Genomic DNA, 17,317 nt, shown 5'->3' on the forward strand with positions numbered 1-17,317 from the left:
TGAACAGGTGTCCTTCTCTGTCTGGAAAATTTTGGCTTCGCAACTACTATTTTCCCAGCTCAAGGGGCACTTGTTCGGTTTAACACACCCCTGTCAAAAAGTTCTTACTCGCGGATCCGGGTCTGAATCGAGGAATTCGCGGCCGCTACCGTTCGCCCGATTGCAGCAAAAGGAACCTTGTGGGAGATCAGCAGAATGGGGAACCCCCGGCGGTCCGCCTCATCCAACATTGCCTGCGATAGCGGCGGAGACATCAACTCGTCGCCAATGGCGATGGCCGCCAGCCGTGAATCGTCGAGGCGGCCAATGAACGAAACCTGCTCCCCTGCACCGCTGGGGACACAGAGCCCTACGGTCATGAGAAGCTCATCCGGGCCAAGCCACTGAGTGGGATCAGGCATTTCACAGCTGTGAGCCCAGACAACTTCGCGGTCCAGGCCTCCCGCCCCCGCGACGACCCGGCTGCCCAGGGCTGGTATGTCCGTCAGGCTCCGGATGCGCAGCGGCTCATTCATTCTCTGATCCTACTCATGTATGAACATTCGGCGGAATTCATACAACTGTCTAATAGTGCGGTCCGGCGCCTATGGGTAATGTCGACCGAGGCATCAACCGTGATTTCCATCACGCAATAATGCAAACCCCACCTGTCAAAGGAGACGTTATGGATTCCCTGGCCATCATGGATGAGGCACCCGTCTCGAAATTCCATAAAAAACTTCTGCTCGCTTGTTGCGGCGGACCGTTCCTCGACGGATACGTCTTGAGCATCATCGGGATCGCGTTGATAGGTATTAAGGCGGATTTCAATCTCGGCAGCGTGGAAGTCGGGCTCATCGGCGCGGCCTCGCTCGTGGGCATTCTGTTCGGCGCGACGATCTTCGGCAACCTGACCGACAGGATCGGACGCGAAAAGATGTATGCCCTCGACCTCACGGTGCTGGTCGCTGCATGCTTTCTCTCAACGTTTATCCAGCTCGGATGGCAGCTGATAATCCTGCGCTTCATCCTTGGGCTGGCCATCGGTGCCGACTATCCGATCGCAACGTCCCTGTTGACAGAGTTCACGCCGACGAAAAAACGCGGCTACATGATCGGCATGGCGGCCTTCTCATGGTCCCTGGGGGCGGGCTTTGCATACGTGGTTGGCACCACGGTGGTGGTTTCCACCGGCGGCTACGGCGCCTGGCGCTGGTTGTTGCTCAGCAGCGCGATTTTAGGCGTAATCGTCGTGGCCCTGCGGCGGGGGATCCCGGAATCCCCGCGCTGGCTGCTCCTGAAGGGGCGCGTCGCCGAGGCCGAAAAGGTAGTCGAAGCTGTCTACGGCAGGAAACTCAATCTCTCGACTCAGACGTCCGTAAACAAGCAGGAGGAGATGACGGGCCGGGCCGCCTTCAAGGCAATTGTCTCCGGCGGTTATCTCAAGCGGACAATTATGTGCGGGACTCTCTATTTGACGCAGATCACCCCCCAGTACGCGCTGCTCACGTTCAGCCCACTGATACTGGCAGGCTTCGGCATCGCCGACGGACCGCTGGGTCTCGTCGGTGAGCTGACCATTACCATCCTCTTCGCGGTCGGTTGCCTTCCGGCCATGAAACTGGTGGAAACAAAGGGACGCCGGCCCATGACCGTGATCCCGTTTGCCTTGATGCTGCTCCCGCTGGTGGCACTTTGGCTCTTCCCGAATGGCCCCCTCTGGTTCGTTATTTTTGCGTTCTGCTTCTACGCATTCACGTCAGGCGGTCCGAATATCACGGAGTGGATCTACCCGAACGAACTGTTTCCCACCGAGATCCGTGCCACCGCCGTTGGCGTCTCCGTCGGCATCAGCCGGATCGGGGCGGCCACAGGTGTCTATCTACTGCCCATAAGCCTCGAGCAACTCGGAACAGGGACCACCATGATGTTCGGCGCAATTTTGACTCTCGTCGGTTTGCTCGTCTGCTACGCCTGGGCGCCCGAAACCAAAGGCAGAAGCCTTGAAGACACCTCCGGGCTTCCTGTCACCGAAGCTGAACGCGGCAAGGCTCCTGCGTTAATGGCATCGAATGCGCCGCAGGGCTAGCAATGTTGAGGCACGGACCCCCTCTCCGTCCCGAGCCGGGCTGCCGGCCCGCTGTCCGTCCTCGTCTCTTCCCTATCCTCGTTCCCCGACTCGGCTCCCGGCACGGGCTCCCCACCCCCGTTACGGCCCCGGACTCGGCTGCGGTAATGCCCCGGGGCGTTCCCCGGCCCACCCCCCCGAGCCTGGCCGACAGGCGGGCATTAGCCTGCGCGGAGGAACGTTCGGCCGCTTGTTATACGCACCTGGCAGCAATAGTGGCAAAGTAGACGGCCAGATCCGAGATCTCCACGTTGGCCAGCCGCTGAAGCCGGGCATGCAGCAGGGAGGTGTGGGTGGTCTCGGCTGCCCTGACGAAGCTGCCGCCCTCACGGCTGCGCCGTGTCTCCACCGATTCGGCCCCGCCCAGCGCGCCCAGGCCCTCCCGCGCGGTGACCACGGCGTCACCAAGACGCTTCGCCAGTTATGCTTCGCTGGGCAGACGCGCCGGGGCAAGGACACCGAGAATGATCGCATCCGTCAGCGGTTGGGCCACCTGCTCGGCCGGCCCGCCGCCGGCCAGTTGCGCGAAACCGCCGATCTGGCCCCGGGGCCGCAGGCGGCCGGTTTCTCGGGCCGGCATCTGCTTCCATAGGTTTACCTCAGCCGACGCAAAGTGCGGCCAATCCGTCGCAGGCGGATCTGATTCCGGTGGATCTGAATGGCCAATCAACGACGAGCGAATGCGCCGGTAGGCCGATTGACCAATACTGGATAGAACGTCCAATGAGGATCCCTAAGACCGTTGCTAAGCTTCCAAACCACCGGACGTGACAAGCCGGACGCCACAAGACAGAAGGACAAGGCAGCCCCTTCCTGCCCTGCATCCTTGGAGATGCAGCCCGTACAGCAAAAAGGACACAAATGCTCCCCTCCGCGCATTGCGCAGAACCGTCAGCCGGCCCGCTCGATGGAATCGTCGTCGCCGATTTTTCCCGCGTCCTGGCCGGTCCGCTGGCCACCATGAATTTGGCCGATCTGGGCGCCCGTGTGATCAAAGTCGAGCGGCCCGGGACCGGGGATGACACCCGCCATTGGGGGCCGCCGTTTTCCGCGACGGGGGCAACGTATTTTGAAAGCGTCAACCGCAATAAGGAATCCGTCTGCCTGGATCTTGCCGACCCAGCCGACCGGAAGCTGGCGCGCAGCCTCGCGCTCAGGGCCGATGTCATCGTCGAGAACTTCATGGTGGGCGGAATGGAAAAGCTCGGGCTCGGCTATGAGGGGCTCGCGGCGGAGAATCCTGGTCTGGTTTATGCCTCGATCACCGGATTCGGCAGCGCCGGCGGTGCGGCGCTGCCGGGCTACGATTTCATTGTCCAGGCACTGGGCGGTCTGATGAGTATTACCGGGGAAGCCGACGGCGGCCCGGTCAAGGCCGGCGTTGCGCTGGTCGACGTGCTCACCGCCAAGGACGCCGCCATCGGCATCCTCGCCGCGCTCACCGCGCGCAGATCCACCGGACGCGGGGCGCGGCTGGAACTGAATCTGCTCTCCAGCCTGCAGGGGGCACTGGCCAACCAGGCCCAGGCATATCTGGGCGCGGGCAAAATCCCCGGCCGGATGGGCAACGACCACCCGTCGATCGTGCCCTACCAACTGCTCCAATGCGCCGACGGGCCGTTGGCAGTGGCCTGCGGCAATGACGGTCAGTTTGCCCGGCTCACGGCGGTGCTGGGGCGCGAGGAGTTGGCCGTCGATCCACGGTTCTCCATCAATAGCTCACGCGTTGCGCACCGGCTGGAGCTGGTGGAACTGCTGGAGGGCGTGCTGAGCAGCGCGCCGGCGGAAATTTGGCAGGCCAAGCTGACCGGCGCGGGGGTCCCGGCCGGCCAGGTGGCTACCATCGCCGAGGGCCTGAACTTCGCGGAGTCGCTGGGCCTTGGGCCAGTCATTGACGTCCGGAACCCGGCGGGCGAAACGGTCGGGCGGCAGGTCCGCCATCCGATCACGTGGACGCCCCCGCTGCCGCCGCGTACTCAGGCCCCGCCGGCTCTGGGAGCCGATGACAAGGCCATCCGCAGCTGGCTTTCGGCGGATTAGAAACGGATTGCGGCTTCACCGCCCGGCGGGGCCTGGTACGGCCCGCAGCGACAGCCACAGATTGGCGGCGACGTCCGGATCGTCCAAGTCTGCGTTAAGAAGTCCGGCCGCTATGGCGATCCGGTGCCGGAGCGAATTCCTGTGCACGCCCAATGCCCGAGCGGTGACTTCCCACTGCCCGCGGTGCCGCAGATAACTGCGCACGGTTTCCACCAGATCCGCCCGTGGGTAAGCCCGCAGCTGCGCCACCCACTGCTCGGCCTGCCGGTCGGCCGGAGTGCTGCCGGCGCCGACCAGCTGCCCGGCGTCGGCCCGGCGGGCGGCATCGGTCAGCTCCGCGATATTGTCCGACGCGCGGTGCAGCGACATGGGCCGGCTCAGTGCGGCCGCCAGATCGGCGGGGAGCGCGCGCGGGGTCAACCGGGCCGAGGCGTTTGGTCCCCACGAATTGGCCGCCGACCCCGGCTGCAGCTGTCGCCGCCGGCCGGCAGTTGAATCGGACGCTGCCTCCGGGCCGCGCCAAGCCGGCCCGGCGTCGCCCTCGACGGTGGTCTCCGCTGCGCTGCTCCACGGCGGCTCGGCGTCGAGGATCAGCACGGTCAGGCCGCCGGACGTGTACCCCAATCCGGAGGCGCGCACCGCCGGAATGAGTCCTGACCAGGGATCCCCCTGTGCCAGCGAGGCCAAACCGTCCAGCGTTCCCGGGATATTCAGGGCGCCTGCAAATCCAGCTGGGGCGCCGGCGGAGGCGACGGGGTTGCCCGCGGAGGCGACCACGTCGGAGGAGCCGGATCCGTCGAAGGCGTCCGGTCCGGCCCGGATGACCAGGAGCCGGACCTGCTCCGGCGGCGGAGCCATGCCTAGATCCGCCGCGAGCGCACGCCCGGCTTCCACATGTCCTTTCAGGATCATCTTGGCGACCGCGGCCCCCAGTGCCGCGCGCGTACTGGCCATTTCCAGTTCCTGCTGCGCCTTGAGCGAGAGCAGGACGCAGACCGTCAGAATGACCTGCCGGTCAGCTTTGGTCAGCTTCCGGACGGCGCCGATGGCCAGGAAACCGGCGATCTGCTGCCCCACCAGGACGGGATATTCGACGACGTCGGTCCCGTGCAGCGCGAATGTTGCAGCCGAGTAAGTGGTCGCCATGTTTAGCCGCGAGGTCTCCTGCCGGAGCTGCGGAACAACACCCAGCGCCGTGGCCGGCCAGATGGTCGCCGGCCCGTCCGGCGACGGCAGGTACACCACCCAGCCGCCGAGGGCCTGGGCCAGTGCCTTCACCACCGAGATCAGGGCATCCGGGCGCGTGGCCGCGCGGGCCAGTGCTGTTTGGGTTCCGAGACTGGCCGCCAGGTCCGCTTGTCCGCCGCGGGCCATCAGGTCCCAGTAGGCGCGCGAAACGGTCATGAAGGGTGTGCCCGCCGGGACAACCAGCAGCGGCATGCCCTCAGTTTCGCAGGCGGCCGTCAGTGCCCCCGGCACCACGTCGATACCCGCACCCAATCCCAGACCAAGAGCGGCTATGTTCCGTTCCACCAGCCGCCGCACATATCGCAGCACGTTCTCCGCGCTGCCCGAGACGGGGATGCCCGTGGTCAGCAGCAGCTCACCACCCTCCAGATACGGCGTGGGATCCTCGAGCTCCGAAATGTGCACGCCGGAGATCTGCCGGCGTGCCGGTTCTGTTCCGGTGGCCGGGCGGAGCGAGCCGCCGAGGCTACCGCACAGCTGCGCCAAGCTGATCATGGTGGCTGTCCCTTTCCTACTGCGTCTCCTACTGCACCGGATCTTCTCCACCGTTAAGGGACAGTGTATCCAACAGCGGGGTCCAGTTTAGTCGATTCATCCAATGCCGGCGCCGCGTCGAGTGACTAGTTTGGATTCCATGACAACCAGCCTGTCGCCGCTCCCCCAGTCCCGCCACCTTGCCACCGCGCTTCCCGGGCCCAAGTCGGCACTGCTGCACAGTCAACGCGTGGAGCAGGTCACCAGCGGGTTCGGCATCACGCTGCCGGTCTTCATCGACCGTGCCGACCGCGGAATCCTGCAGGATGTGGACGGCAACCGGCTCGTCGATTTCGCTTCCGGGATAGCCGTTACAAGCGTGGGTGCGGCGAATCCGCAGGTCCGGGCCCGGGTGGCCGAACAGCTGGAACGGTTCACGCACACCTGCTTCATGGTCACCGAATACGAGTCCTTCACCGAGGTGGCCGCCTGGCTCAACAAGCACACGCCCGGCGACTTCGAGAAGCGCACCGCCCTGTTCTCCACCGGATCGGAGGCGGTGGAAAATGCCGTGAAAATCGCCCGCGCTGCCACCGGGCGACAGAAGGTGCTGGTCTTCGACGACGCCTATCACGGCCGCACCATGCTCACCATGGCGATGACCGCCAAGGAGAACCCCTACAAGAAGAACTTCGGCCCGTTCCCCACCGACGTGTACCGCGCACCCATGGCCGCGCCGCTGCGGTGGTCGACGGGCGCGCACAACGCCACGGCTGAGGCGTTGGCCGGCGTGGAGCAGACACTTGCCGAACACGACGCGGAGAACTTTGCCGCCATGGTCATTGAACCCATTCAGGGCGAGGGCGGTTTCATTGTTCCGTCGTCAGGCTTCCTGACCGGTCTGCGGCAGATCGCCACCCGCCACGGCATCGTCTTCGTGATTGATGAGATCCAGGCCGGCATGGGCCGCACGGGTGCCCTCTTCGCGAGCGAGCATGAAGGCGTGGTAGGGGATCTGATCCTCACCGCCAAGGCGCTGGCCGGCGGGCTGCCGCTCAGCGCGGTGACCGGCCGCGCCGAGCTGATGAACGCTGTCCACACCGGTGGCTTGGGCGGCACCTACGCCGGCAATCCGCTGGCCTGCGCGGCGGCTTTGGGCGTCTTCGAGGCATTCGCCGATGGCACCCTGCTGGCGAACGCGCGCGCCATTGAAGCAACGGCCCGGGCTGCCCTCGAACCGTTACTCACCGGCACCGCCATCGTTGCCGAGGTGCGCGGGCGCGGAGCCATGCTGGCCGTCGAATTCGCCGATCAGGATACGCTGGAGCCGCTACCGGACCTTGCCAAGGCCATTGCCCAACGCTGCCACGAGCAAGGGGTCTTGGTGCTGGTCTGCGGCACCTACGGCAATGTGATCAGATTGCTGCCGCCGCTGGTGATCGGCGAGGAACTGCTGGCCGACGGTCTCCAGGTTCTTGCCGAAAGCATCCTGGCGGCGGACCGCGAGCCGGTTGCCGCCGTCGTCGTTTAGCCGGCCGGCCGCACCCGCAACTCAGCCGTCCCTCCCCACAGAAAGCAAAAACCATGCCAGATGCAGTTGATCTGATCAATATTGATTCCCTCCTCAGCGCGGACGAAATTGAGCTTCGCCGGTCCGTCCGTGCGTTCGTGGACACTGAAATCAAACCCAACATCGCCGGCTGGTACGAGGACGCTGTCTTCCCTCTGGACATCGTTCCGGAAATGGCCAAGCTGGGGCTCCTCGGCATGCACCTGAAGGGTTACGGCTGCGCCGGCCGATCCGCCGTCGACTACGGTCTTGCCGGCATGGAACTCGAGGCCGGCGACTCCGGTCTGCGCACCTTCGTCAGCGTGCAGGGTTCGCTGGCCATGAGCGCCATCCACAAACACGGCTCGGAGGAGCAGAAGAACGAATGGCTGCCGCAGATGGCCGAGGGTGTTGCGATCGGCTGCTTCGGCCTGACCGAACCCACTGCCGGCTCCGACCCGGGCGCCATGAAAACCTTCGCCCGCCGGGACGGCGGCGGCTCGGACGCGGACTGGGTCATCAACGGCAGCAAGCGCTGGATCGGCCTGGCCTCCGTCGCCAAGGTTGCCATTATCTGGGCGCAGACCGAGGACGGCGTCCGCGGCTTTGTCGTCCCCACCGACACCCAGGGTTTGACCGCGACCCCGATCGAGCCCAAGCTTTCCATGCGCGCCTCGATCCAGTGCGACATCGAACTCTCCGACGTCCGCCTGCCCGCCGACGCCGTGCTCCCGCACGCCAAGGGACTGCGCGGGCCGTTTGAGTGCCTCAACGAGGCCCGCTACGGCATCATCTGGGGAGCCATGGGTGCCGCCCGGGACAGCTACCTCGCGGCTCTGGAGTACGCCAAGGAGCGCTTGCAGTTCGACAAACCGCTGGCCGGGTACCAGCTCACGCAGGAAAAACTCGTCAACATGGCGCTGGAAATCAATAAGGGCACGCTGCTGGCACTGCATCTGGGAAGGCTCAAGGATGCCGGGCAGCTGAGCCCGCACCAGATCTCCGTGGGCAAGCTCAACAACTGCCGGGAGGCCATCACGATCTGCCGCGACGCCCGGGCCATCCTTGGCGGCAACGGCATCACGCTGGACTACTCCCCGCTGCGCCATGCGAACAACCTGGAATCCGTCCGCACCTACGAGGGAACCGACGAGGTGCACACCCTGATCCTGGGCCAGCACATCACCGGCATCCCTGCCTTCCGCTAAGAACGCCTTCCCCTAAGAAAGAGGGACCATGACCGACGTTATTCAACTCCGGCATTACATCGACGGCGCCTGGCTCGATGGCACCGGTGCGGCCATCAGCAGTTTCAATCCGGCACGGCCCGAAGAGTGCGTGGCGCGCGGGCTGCAGGCACAGGCCGACGACGTCGATGCCGCCATGGGTGCAGCGGCACGGGCCGCGCGCGGGTGGGCACGCACCCCCGCGCATGACCGTGGCGCCGTCCTGCTGCGGGCGGCGGCCGTCCTTGAGGAGTCCGCGGAGAGCTGGGGACTCGAACTTGCCCGCGAAGAGGGCAAGACGCTCGCCGAGGGCAGGGGCGAGGTGCGCCGGGCCGCGCAGATCTTCCGCTATTACGGGAACGACGGCGACCGAACGGCCGGGGAGATCTTCTCCTCGCCGCGCCGCGGCGAGAAGATCCTGGTCACCCGCAAACCGCTCGGCGTCGTCGGCGTGATCACGCCGTTCAACTTCCCGATCGCCATTCCTGCCTGGAAAATCGCCCCGGCGCTGGCGTACGGCAACACCGTGGTCTGGAAGCCGGCCAGCGCCGTGCCGCTGTTGGCCATGCGCCTGGCGCAGGCGCTGGACGCCGCGGGCCTGCCCGCCGGCGTGCTGAACCTGCTGATCGGCCCCGGCTCGATCGGAAACCAGCTGGTGGAGCACCCGGCCCTGGACGGCCTGACCTTTACCGGCTCCACCGGCGTCGGCCGCCGGCTGGCCGGTGCTGCGGCCGGCCGGGGAGTTCCCGTCCAAGCGGAAATGGGCGGCAAGAACGCGGCCGTGGTGCTCGCCGACGCGGACCTGGAACTCGGCGCCGATCAGGTCATGCTCGGCGCCTTCCGCTCCACAGGCCAGAAGTGCACGGCCACCTCCAGGCTCATTGTCGCGGACAGCGTTGCGGACGAGTTCCTGGCCATGCTGCGGAACAGGGCCGAATCGCTCATCGTGGGCAATCCCGCCGATCCGTCGGTCCAAATGGGGCCGGTGGTCAACGACGGCGCCCGCAAATCCATCCAAACCGGCATCGATACGGCGCTGGCCCAGGGGGCAACGCTGGTCACGGGCGGCCGCCCCTACAGCGGCGGCGAGCTGGCCGCCGGCTACTTTATTGCCCCGACCATTGTGGAGCTGCCGGCTGCCGGCGCCGCTGCCGGACCGGTGGATGCCTGGCGGGAGGAGCTGTTCGGCCCGGTGCTTTGCGTCCGCCGGGCGGCCACGGCGGACGAGGCCTTCGAGCTCGCCAACGACAGCGAATTCGGGCTCTCGGCTGCCCTTTTCACCCAAGACGTGACCCGCGCCCTGGAAGCGATGGATGAGATCGACGTCGGCATTCTGCACGTGAACTCCGAATCGGCCGGCGCGGACCCGCATGTGCCGTTCGGCGGCGCCAAGAAGAGCGGCTATGGGCCTAAGGAGCAGGGCCAGTCCGCCAAGGAGTTCTTCACGCACACCACGACCGTCTATCTGCGCGGCGGAACCCCCGGAACGTGAGGAAGCCCGGCGCGTGAGTTTCTCCCGCATGTGAGCATGTCCGGCCGTGTGAGCATGTCCGGGCAGCGACGGCGCTGGCTTCCGCTGACCGGGTTCGGAAACCGTCGCGGGAAGACAGGCAGACGACAGACAGACGACAGGTATCCGGGTGACGGACGCTGAGTCGGCGAATCACCGTTCCGCGGGCACCGCATCGAGCACCAGTTGATCGTCGTCGGCGAGCAGGTCATGCGCCAGTTGCTCCAAGCGCTCCGCCAGCTCCGGGTGCTCCCCCGGGTCCCAACCGGCCAGCAGCTCCGTGAGCCCGTCACGCCGGGCCGTGGTGAGGCGGTCGACGGCGGAACGCCCGGCTGGCGTGAGCGTGAACTTTTCGCCGCTGTCGCTGCGAATGTGGGCAGCGGCGTGCGCGCCGCCGGGACGGCCGTCAGAGCCACGACGCGTGCCGCCGTCGTCGGCCCCGGCATCCACATTGGGAGCGCCCCGCCCGCCCGCGGCCCGGGCTTTCGCAGCCCGATCGTCGGCAGCCGGGGCGCCCCTTACCGAGATGCCCGTGACCAGCTCGTTCCGGAGCAGCTCCTGCACCAGGGGCTCCAGATCCGTTTGGCCGGTGTGCAGACCGCTGGCCAGCGTGGACAGACTGGCGGCCGGCCGCTCGGCAAACCTGTAAAGCAGCCACACGGCCCCTGGCTCCACATCGACGTCGGCCTGCTGAGCCAAATGCCGGTACATCTCCGCCCGGTTTTCGTGCTGCAGCAGGTGGTTGAGCTTGCGCTCCACTTCCTGCAGCGATGTGCGTCCCTCCGGCGGAATAAAGGCCTCGGCTGCATCGGCGTCCACCGTGGCCCGCAGCTTCAGCTCGGGCAGCAGCAAGGTGAGCACAAAGGCCAGCGCACCAACGGGTGCGGCGATCAGGAACACGGTCTGCAGCGCGTTGGCGTACTGGGAAATGAATTCGTCGCGCGCACCCGGCGGCAGCGCCGCCAGCTGCGCGGGGTTGATGTTCGCCCCGCTCAGGCCCGCAGGCAGAGTGTGTGTGGCCAGCACGGCGGCGAAAATGGCCCCAAAAACGGCCGAGCCGAACGAGCCGCCAATGGACCGGAAGAAGGTGGCGCCGGAGGTTGCTGTGCCCAGATTGGAGTAATCCACGGCGTTCTGCACCGCAATCACCAGCACCTGCATGACCCCGCCGATGCCGATGCCCAGGATGAACATGAACAGTGAGACCACGATGGTCGGCGTGTTCTGATCCATGGTGGAGAACAGAAACAGGCCCACGGTCATGACGGCGGTGCCGGCCACTGGAAAGATCTTGTAGCGGCCCCACCGTGATATCAGCAGGCCCGAACCGATGGACGTCAGCAGCAGGCCCCCCATCATGGGCAGCAGCTGCAGCCCGGAGCTCGTGGCGGCGTCGCCCCGGACCACCTGCAGGAACAACGGCAGGAACGTGATGGCGCCGAACATGGCGAAACCGACGATAAAGCCGATTCCGCTGGCTACCGCGAAGACCCTGTTGCGGAACAGGCTCAGCGGAATGACGGGCTCCTTGGCACGGCGCTCAATCAGCACGAACAGCACGATCAACACCGCGCTGGCCAGGGCGAGGCCGATGATGAACGCTGAGCCCCAGGAGTATGAGGTGCCACCAAGGGTTGTCACCAGCACCAGACCGGTGGCTGCTGCGGCGAGTGCTGCGGTGCCCAGGTAGTCGATCTGTCGTTTGACCCGTTCCCCGGAGCCGGGCAGCACCGAGGCCACCACGATCAGTGCCGCCGCTCCGATGGGAATATTGACGTAGAAAACCCAGCGCCAAGACAGATGGTCAACAAACAGGCCACCGATAAGGGGGCCGATAACGCTGGTGACTCCGAAGACTGCACCGAAATATCCTTGGTATTTCCCGCGCTCCCGGGGCGAAACCACGTCCCCGATGATGGCCTGTGCACCCACCATCAGGCCGCCGCCGCCCACACCTTGGATGGCGCGGAAGGCGATCAGCTCGCCCATGCTCCCGCTGAACCCGGCCAGCACAGAGCCCACCAGGAAGATCACTATGGCGGCCTGGAAGAAGATTTTGCGACCGTAAAGGTCTCCGAGCTTGCCCCAGAGCGGGGTCAGCGCGGTGGAAGCCAACAGGTAGGCCGTGACGATCCAGGACAGGTGGTTCAGGCCACCCAGATCCCCGGCGATGGTGGGCAGGGCCGTCGCAACGATGGTCTGGTCCAGCGCGGCGAGCAGCATGCCGAGCATGAGCGCGCCGATGATCAGCAGGCGGGCGCGCCCCGTCACCGGTGCCCGCTGCGATTTCTGCCCGGCCATCCCGAACTCCGTTCCGTGTTGTTCCCACCGCGCAGCCGCTGTGCCGTGGCTCCGCTTTCTCTGACTGCGGAGTCGCGCTGGCAACGGCGGTGCGGCCGACGCCGGCGGGCTTGGCGTCGGTAGTGCCATGCTAGCCCCGCGTGACGGGGCTTCGGAAGACTTCGCAGATCCTTCACGGTGGGCCGCCCGGCGCCGCCCGCCCTAGCTCCGCCGTCGCGCCCGCCCCTAGTTCCGCCGTCGTAGGCTGCTGGTTCTGAATCTGAGGTGCCGTAGCATGCCTATCTGGCGAGCTCAGCCAGTGCGAGGATCACGGGCTCGTCCTGGCGTTCCGCGTCAAGTGGGGTTGTCGATTGGGTTGTCGATTCGGATATCGCCCCCGGCTGAGTCAAATTTTGACCATATTTGTCAAATTTTGACCATATTGAAGGGGCGATACTGCATTGAAGGGGCGATACTGCGAAATTGAAGGGGCAATACTGCAAAAATCAGGAGACACGCCGTGTTTTCGACAGCGATTCTGCTTGAAAGTGATCAAACTTAGACGGCCCCAGGGCTCCTACCCTGGCTGAGCTGACCGGACAGGCATGGTGCCGTAGTTGTCGCTGTGGTCGTCATTTTCCCGCAGCCTGGCGCACCGAACGACGGCGGTCCTAATGCGCGCCGTCCGCCCCGCATTAGGCTGGAAGAATGTCGCAACGGAAGAATCCACCCGGTGGCCGGGGCCCGCACAAAGAATCCGGACCGCCCGAGCCCCCGCAGCCGCGGTCATCGCCGTCTTTCCGGCGCCAACCAGCGCGGCCGGATGCCGACGATCTCCTGGCGAGCATCAACGCCGCCGCCGGGTTCGAGAATCCCTTGCCGCTGCTGGAGCTCGCGAGTTCGACGCTGGCCGTTTTGGAGCCGGACCGGAACGATCCTTCGGTGCTGCGGCAGCCGGGGTCGGCGGACCGGGCGGGATTTCTGAACGCTCTGCTGGGGGCCGGCCTGCCGGAAACGGAACTGCTGCTGGCCGCGATCCATGCGTTGTCCGCTGATGACCTGGAGCGCGCCCGGATCGCCCGCACGCTGCGTGCCGAATTGACCGACGCCGATAATCTGCTGCAGCAGTTTGCCGGTCTGGTGCTGTACCGGGCGGTGGAACAGTCGCACGTGCTGGGCGACGGCGATAACGTTCTGCTGGGCGTTCGAACGGCGGCCGGCTACAAATTCACGCTGGTGATCTACGTCGATCACAACATGGGGACTCTGGTCAAAGACGCCTTCGCCATTCCCCAGCCCGTCGCGGAGGTGATCACCGGCATGAAGAGCTACATTTCGGAGCCGGGGAGCCTCTGGGCGGAGCTCTCCCCGGCGGACGCCCGTACCCGCGTCGAGGAAGCCATCAGCCGCGGCGCCCGCACAGTTTCACCGCTGGAGACGGATTCATGGCCGGGCGTTCGGCCGCTGACCGAAGCGGTGCTGCGGGCGGCGCCCTCCGGTGGGCACGGCTATCAGCGGCCCGAGTGGAGCGAAAATCAGCTTGAGGCACTGAGCGGGGAATTCTTCCGCTCCCCGTTCGGCCGGGAGCTGGACACCGAGGACCACCGGGCGCTGCTGACGATGGTCCTCTGGTTCGGCACAGCTTCCGGTCCCGGGGACCCGCTGCGCTGGAGCCCGACCGCGGTGGAAATCGTCCTGCTGGACTGGGCCCCGGACAGGATCGCCGCGCCCCTGGAGGTTCTGCTGCTGCCGAATCTGCTGCGCGCCTTTGTCCGCTACTGCCATGCCGAGCGGGGCATCCAGAAGGAACTGACCCTGCAGACCCTGGCCGCCATCGACCGGTATCAGCCCGACTTCGTCCAGCTGATCCACACCGACCGCGGGTGGGAGCCGCCCCTCCCGGGCCCCGTCGGGGTGCTGCCGCAGCTCGACAGGGACGCGGACGCGCCGGACAGACCGTCCGGCGGCCCTGACAACTGCTTCGAAGGGTTGATGCTGGAGCAGCTGCGGCGCACCGTCGGCGGCCGGGAGGAGCTCGACAATCTCGATGCCCGTCCGCTGCCGGAGGAGGACTTCTAGTGGACGGAAATTCCCGCGGACATTCGGGACCGCGTGGCGGAGGTGCTCCGGCTCTGCGACAGCACCGGTTCTTCGTCAAGGACATGGTGGGATATTTTGGCATCGCCGGCAACGCCTCGCAGCGTGCCAACGCCTTCGTTTCCGCGGTGGGCATCAATCCCTATCAGCCGGGGCCGCTGTGCGTCGGAAACCCCGTTCGCCTGGTCTCGTCGTTCCGGCGGCGGATCGTCGCGTTCCGCGATAGCTGCCTGCCGGGGTCGTTGGGCCAGCGGCCGGATTAGCACCTCAATCAACGCAATGAATCCAACCGTTCCTGCCACAGGGGCCGCACTTGCCTGCGCAGGTTTGAACTTCGGGGCGCGCCTGCTGACCGTCCTCGGGCTGCTGCTCGTTGGAGCGGCGCTGTTTGCCCATAAGGAACCGACCCGATGCCCTCCTCCGACGCTCGGGGGCTGTCCAGCGTAAAACCGGACGCGGCGCTGCCACGTCACGGCGAGCCGGTGGGCACATCGAAGAGCTCGCGGGCCGTCCGCGTGATCCGGTCGAACCGCTCCACAGCCGGAGTGTCCATCAGAGGCAGATTCTTCAAGGCACCCAGCCGGAGCCGCTCGGTGTTACCGGAGTCCGTCTCCTCGGAAGTTCGGATCATTTGCGTGCCCGCAGGTTGTACGTTGTCGAAAGTCCCTGATGCCGATACGCAAATCTTTGACGTCCTGCGGACATCATGCCAAGTCTGGCGGTACCTGGCCGCCAAGGCGACAGCCGCGGCGTTCACCGAAGGGGAGGAGCGGCCCGGAAGCTGCGCCTCAGTCCGGCTGCTGCCCGGACGGATCTGGGGGCGCTCCCGGGATTTACGGCATTGTTACCCGATCTGTGCGAATTTTCGCCATGTCTCAGGCCAGCAGGGATTCACGGTTATCAACCTGCGAGAAGTCCGGGATCCGGGCACCGAGGCGACATGGCGGGGGGAATCAGCCGGGCGGAGGTGAAGCAGACATAGGCATGGGATTCATGGCCCCTTCATACGGTTCGCACCGCCCCTCGTGCTGACCTTGCCAGCGGACTCGACCTCTCGGGTTATCGGTAGATGAGAACACTTCCTTGCGATCGCCTCGAACGTGATTAGCGTTAGGGGCATCTACAAGGAGGCAATACGTGATCGAAATCGGGAATGCACCCCTAACCCTCGAAGATTTCATGTCGGTGGTGCGCGGCCGCGAATCCGCGTCCATCTCCCCGGCCGCAGTCGACGCAATGCAGGCCAGCGAGCAATGGGTATCGGCAATCATGGACGACATGCGCGATGGGAAAGAAGTCGCCGCGATCTACAGCATCAACACCGGCTTCGGATCCCTGGCAGGGCGCCAGGCGTTCGACACGGTGGAGGATGCCTCGGAGCTCTCCCGCCGGCTCATCATCTCCAACGCCAGCGGCGTTGGACGGCCCCTGGATGAGGAAGTGGTACGGGGCTCAATGCTCGTCCGTGCCGTCAGCCTTACCCGGGGGTACTCCGCCGTCCGCCGCGTTGTTCCCGAAACTCTGCTGGCGATGCTGGAAAAAGGCGTCTTTCCGGCTGTCCCGGAGTTCGGTTCCCTCGGCGCAAGCGGGGACCTCATCCCGCTGGCACATCTGGCCATTGTCATGACCCGGCCTGCGGGTGATGACCTGGCCGTGGACAGCGGTGAGGCATACCTGGACGGCCGGCTTGTGGACGGCATCACCGCCATGCAGGCCGCCGGCATTGAACGCATCGTCCTGGGTCCAAAGGAAGGTCTGGCGCTGGCCAACGGGACCTCGTTTTCGGCAGCCCAGGCCGCGTTGGCCCTCGCGGATGCCGAGAATCTGCTGGAGACGGCGCAGATTACGGCGGCCATGTCCATTGAGGCATTGACAGGGTTCGGGGATGCCTTCATCCCGCAGATCCATCAGGCCCGCGGCCACGCCGGGCAGATTGAGGTCGCCGCGCGGATCCGTGAGCTGCTGGCCGGCAGTGAGTTCATTGACGGCAGCGAAGAGCAGGATCCCGTCCGCCAGCCCCCGCAGGACGCCTATTCGCTGCGCTGCACACCACAGGTTCTGGGCGCTGTGAAGGATACGCTCCGCTTTGTCCGCGGGATTGTGGAGACCGAGATCAACGCCGCAACCGACAACCCGCTGGTCTTCCCCGACCTTCCGGCATCACGGACGCTCAAAGCCGTCTCGGGCGGAAACTTCCACGCCGAGTATGTCGGCTTTGCCTCGGATTTCCTTTCGATTGCCGTCACGGAAATCGGCAGCATCGCCGAACGTCGGCTGTTCAGGCTCGACGACGGCACGCTTAACCGCGGGTTGCCGGACATGCTGATAGCCAGCGAAAAGGTCGGACTGGACTGCGGTTACATGCTTCCGCAGTATCTGGCCGCCGCGTTGGTCTCGGACTGCAAAACCCTGGCGCATCCGGACAGCGTGGATTCCATCCCGACGTGCGCGAATCAGGAGGATCACGTGTCGATGGCCAACAACGCCGGACGTCACGCCCGGCAAATTGTCTCGAACATCGAAAACGTCATTGGGATCGAGCTCCTGATGTCGGCCCAGGCGCTGGAACTGCGGCTCACGGCCGCCGGCAAGGACGTCTCCGCCCTCTCGCCCAGCAGCAGGGCAGTCCTGGAACTACTCCGGTCCCACCGTTCGGCCGACGGCCGGCTGATCGACCATATTACCCAAGACACCGTCCTCTACCCCCGGGTCCGTGCGGCCGTCGAGCTCGTGCACAGCGGTGCCGTAGCCGCCGTCGTCCGTTCCACCCTCAACTAAGGAGCACC

The 17,317-nt window shown here is 65.7% G+C and carries 14 protein-coding genes; 8 read left to right on the forward strand and 6 right to left on the reverse strand.

The features are described 5' to 3' along the window. Window positions 1-104: 104 nt before the first annotated feature. On the reverse strand, window positions 105-515 hold the full coding sequence (locus QMG52_RS13585; RefSeq protein ID WP_283560930.1) for a PucR family transcriptional regulator ligand-binding domain-containing protein: 411 nt from the start codon (window positions 513-515) through the stop codon (window positions 105-107). 149 nt (window positions 516-664) lie between these two features. Between QMG52_RS13585 and QMG52_RS13590 the strand changes: the two genes are divergently transcribed. Beyond that, entirely contained in the window at window positions 665-2,068 is a 1,404-nt protein-coding gene (locus tag QMG52_RS13590) for an MFS transporter (RefSeq protein ID WP_283560931.1), read from the forward strand. A gap of 232 nt (window positions 2,069-2,300) precedes the next feature. On the opposite strand, the gene QMG52_RS13595 is transcribed toward QMG52_RS13590, so the two are convergent. After that, complete coding sequence (locus QMG52_RS13595; RefSeq protein WP_283560932.1) at window positions 2,301-2,504, reverse strand: hypothetical protein; 204 nt, start codon at window positions 2,502-2,504, stop codon at window positions 2,301-2,303. Window positions 2,505-2,528: 24 nt separating this feature from the next. Next, entirely contained in the window at window positions 2,529-2,687 is a 159-nt protein-coding gene (locus QMG52_RS13600) for a hypothetical protein (protein ID WP_283560933.1), read from the reverse strand. A gap of 281 nt (window positions 2,688-2,968) precedes the next feature. Between QMG52_RS13600 and QMG52_RS13605 the strand changes: the two genes are divergently transcribed. Next, on the forward strand, window positions 2,969-4,147 hold the full coding sequence (locus tag QMG52_RS13605) for a CaiB/BaiF CoA transferase family protein (protein WP_283560934.1): 1,179 nt from the start codon (window positions 2,969-2,971) through the stop codon (window positions 4,145-4,147). A gap of 15 nt (window positions 4,148-4,162) precedes the next feature. Here QMG52_RS13605 and QMG52_RS13610 read toward each other — a convergent pair whose 3' ends face one another. Further along, entirely contained in the window at window positions 4,163-5,890 is a 1,728-nt protein-coding gene (locus QMG52_RS13610) for a PucR family transcriptional regulator (RefSeq protein ID WP_283560935.1), read from the reverse strand. Window positions 5,891-6,029: 139 nt separating this feature from the next. Here QMG52_RS13610 and gabT point away from each other — a divergent pair, with 139 nt between their 5' ends. From gabT to QMG52_RS13625, 3 genes are read left to right on the forward strand one after another with little or no spacing between them, the layout of a single operon-like run. After that, a complete protein-coding gene (gene gabT / locus QMG52_RS13615) occupies window positions 6,030-7,400 on the forward strand; it encodes a 4-aminobutyrate--2-oxoglutarate transaminase (RefSeq protein ID WP_283560936.1) in 1,371 nt (456 codons plus the stop codon). Window positions 7,401-7,453: 53 nt separating this feature from the next. Continuing rightward, window positions 7,454-8,626: an acyl-CoA dehydrogenase family protein gene (locus QMG52_RS13620; RefSeq protein WP_283560937.1), complete on the forward strand. Its 1,173-nt coding sequence runs from the start codon at window positions 7,454-7,456 to the stop codon at window positions 8,624-8,626. Window positions 8,627-8,654: 28 nt separating this feature from the next. Further along, a complete protein-coding gene (locus QMG52_RS13625; RefSeq protein WP_283560938.1) occupies window positions 8,655-10,136 on the forward strand; it encodes an aldehyde dehydrogenase family protein in 1,482 nt (493 codons plus the stop codon). Between the two features lie 171 nt (window positions 10,137-10,307). On the opposite strand, the gene QMG52_RS13630 is transcribed toward QMG52_RS13625, so the two are convergent. After that, a complete protein-coding gene (locus tag QMG52_RS13630; protein ID WP_283560939.1) occupies window positions 10,308-12,455 on the reverse strand; it encodes an MDR family MFS transporter in 2,148 nt (715 codons plus the stop codon). A 687-nt stretch (window positions 12,456-13,142) separates the two neighbouring features. Between QMG52_RS13630 and QMG52_RS13635 the strand changes: the two genes are divergently transcribed. Together QMG52_RS13635 and QMG52_RS13640 are read left to right on the forward strand one after the other, a co-directional pair. After that, window positions 13,143-14,513, forward strand: coding sequence for a hypothetical protein (locus QMG52_RS13635; RefSeq protein WP_283560940.1), 1,371 nt, complete (start codon window positions 13,143-13,145; stop codon window positions 14,511-14,513). Next, the gene (locus QMG52_RS13640; protein ID WP_283560941.1) at window positions 14,513-14,794 is read left to right on the forward strand and encodes a hypothetical protein; all 282 of its coding nucleotides are present in this window, start codon (window positions 14,513-14,515) and stop codon (window positions 14,792-14,794) included. Before QMG52_RS13635 ends, QMG52_RS13640 begins: the two co-directional genes overlap by 1 nt. A gap of 206 nt (window positions 14,795-15,000) precedes the next feature. On the opposite strand, the gene QMG52_RS13645 is transcribed toward QMG52_RS13640, so the two are convergent. After that, window positions 15,001-15,162 (reverse strand): hypothetical protein, encoded by a 162-nt coding sequence (locus tag QMG52_RS13645; RefSeq protein ID WP_283560942.1) that lies wholly within the window; start codon window positions 15,160-15,162, stop codon window positions 15,001-15,003. A 506-nt stretch (window positions 15,163-15,668) separates the two neighbouring features. Here QMG52_RS13645 and QMG52_RS13650 point away from each other — a divergent pair. Continuing rightward, window positions 15,669-17,309: an HAL/PAL/TAL family ammonia-lyase gene (locus QMG52_RS13650; protein ID WP_283560943.1), complete on the forward strand. Its 1,641-nt coding sequence runs from the start codon at window positions 15,669-15,671 to the stop codon at window positions 17,307-17,309. Window positions 17,310-17,317 lie beyond the last annotated feature (8 nt).

The sequence above is a fragment of the Paenarthrobacter sp. PH39-S1 genome, assembly GCF_030063245.1.
GTDB lineage: Bacteria > Actinomycetota > Actinomycetes > Actinomycetales > Micrococcaceae > Arthrobacter_M.

Coding starts and splice junctions, on each gene's coding strand:
- QMG52_RS13585 (WP_283560930.1), bottom strand. CDS start 515: ATGAATGAGCCGCTGCGCATCCGGAGCCTGACGGACATACCAGCCCTG.
- QMG52_RS13590 (WP_283560931.1), top strand. CDS start 665: ATGGATTCCCTGGCCATCATGGATGAGGCACCCGTCTCGAAATTCCAT.
- QMG52_RS13600 (WP_283560933.1), bottom strand. CDS start 2,687: ATGCCGGCCCGAGAAACCGGCCGCCTGCGGCCCCGGGGCCAGATCGGC.
- QMG52_RS13605 (WP_283560934.1), top strand. CDS start 2,969: ATGCTCCCCTCCGCGCATTGCGCAGAACCGTCAGCCGGCCCGCTCGAT.
- QMG52_RS13610 (WP_283560935.1), bottom strand. CDS start 5,890: ATGATCAGCTTGGCGCAGCTGTGCGGTAGCCTCGGCGGCTCGCTCCGC.
- gabT (WP_283560936.1), top strand. CDS start 6,030: ATGACAACCAGCCTGTCGCCGCTCCCCCAGTCCCGCCACCTTGCCACC.
- QMG52_RS13620 (WP_283560937.1), top strand. CDS start 7,454: ATGCCAGATGCAGTTGATCTGATCAATATTGATTCCCTCCTCAGCGCG.
- QMG52_RS13625 (WP_283560938.1), top strand. CDS start 8,655: ATGACCGACGTTATTCAACTCCGGCATTACATCGACGGCGCCTGGCTC.
- QMG52_RS13630 (WP_283560939.1), bottom strand. CDS start 12,455: ATGGCCGGGCAGAAATCGCAGCGGGCACCGGTGACGGGGCGCGCCCGC.
- QMG52_RS13635 (WP_283560940.1), top strand. CDS start 13,143: ATGTCGCAACGGAAGAATCCACCCGGTGGCCGGGGCCCGCACAAAGAA.
- QMG52_RS13645 (WP_283560942.1), bottom strand. CDS start 15,162: ATGATCCGAACTTCCGAGGAGACGGACTCCGGTAACACCGAGCGGCTC.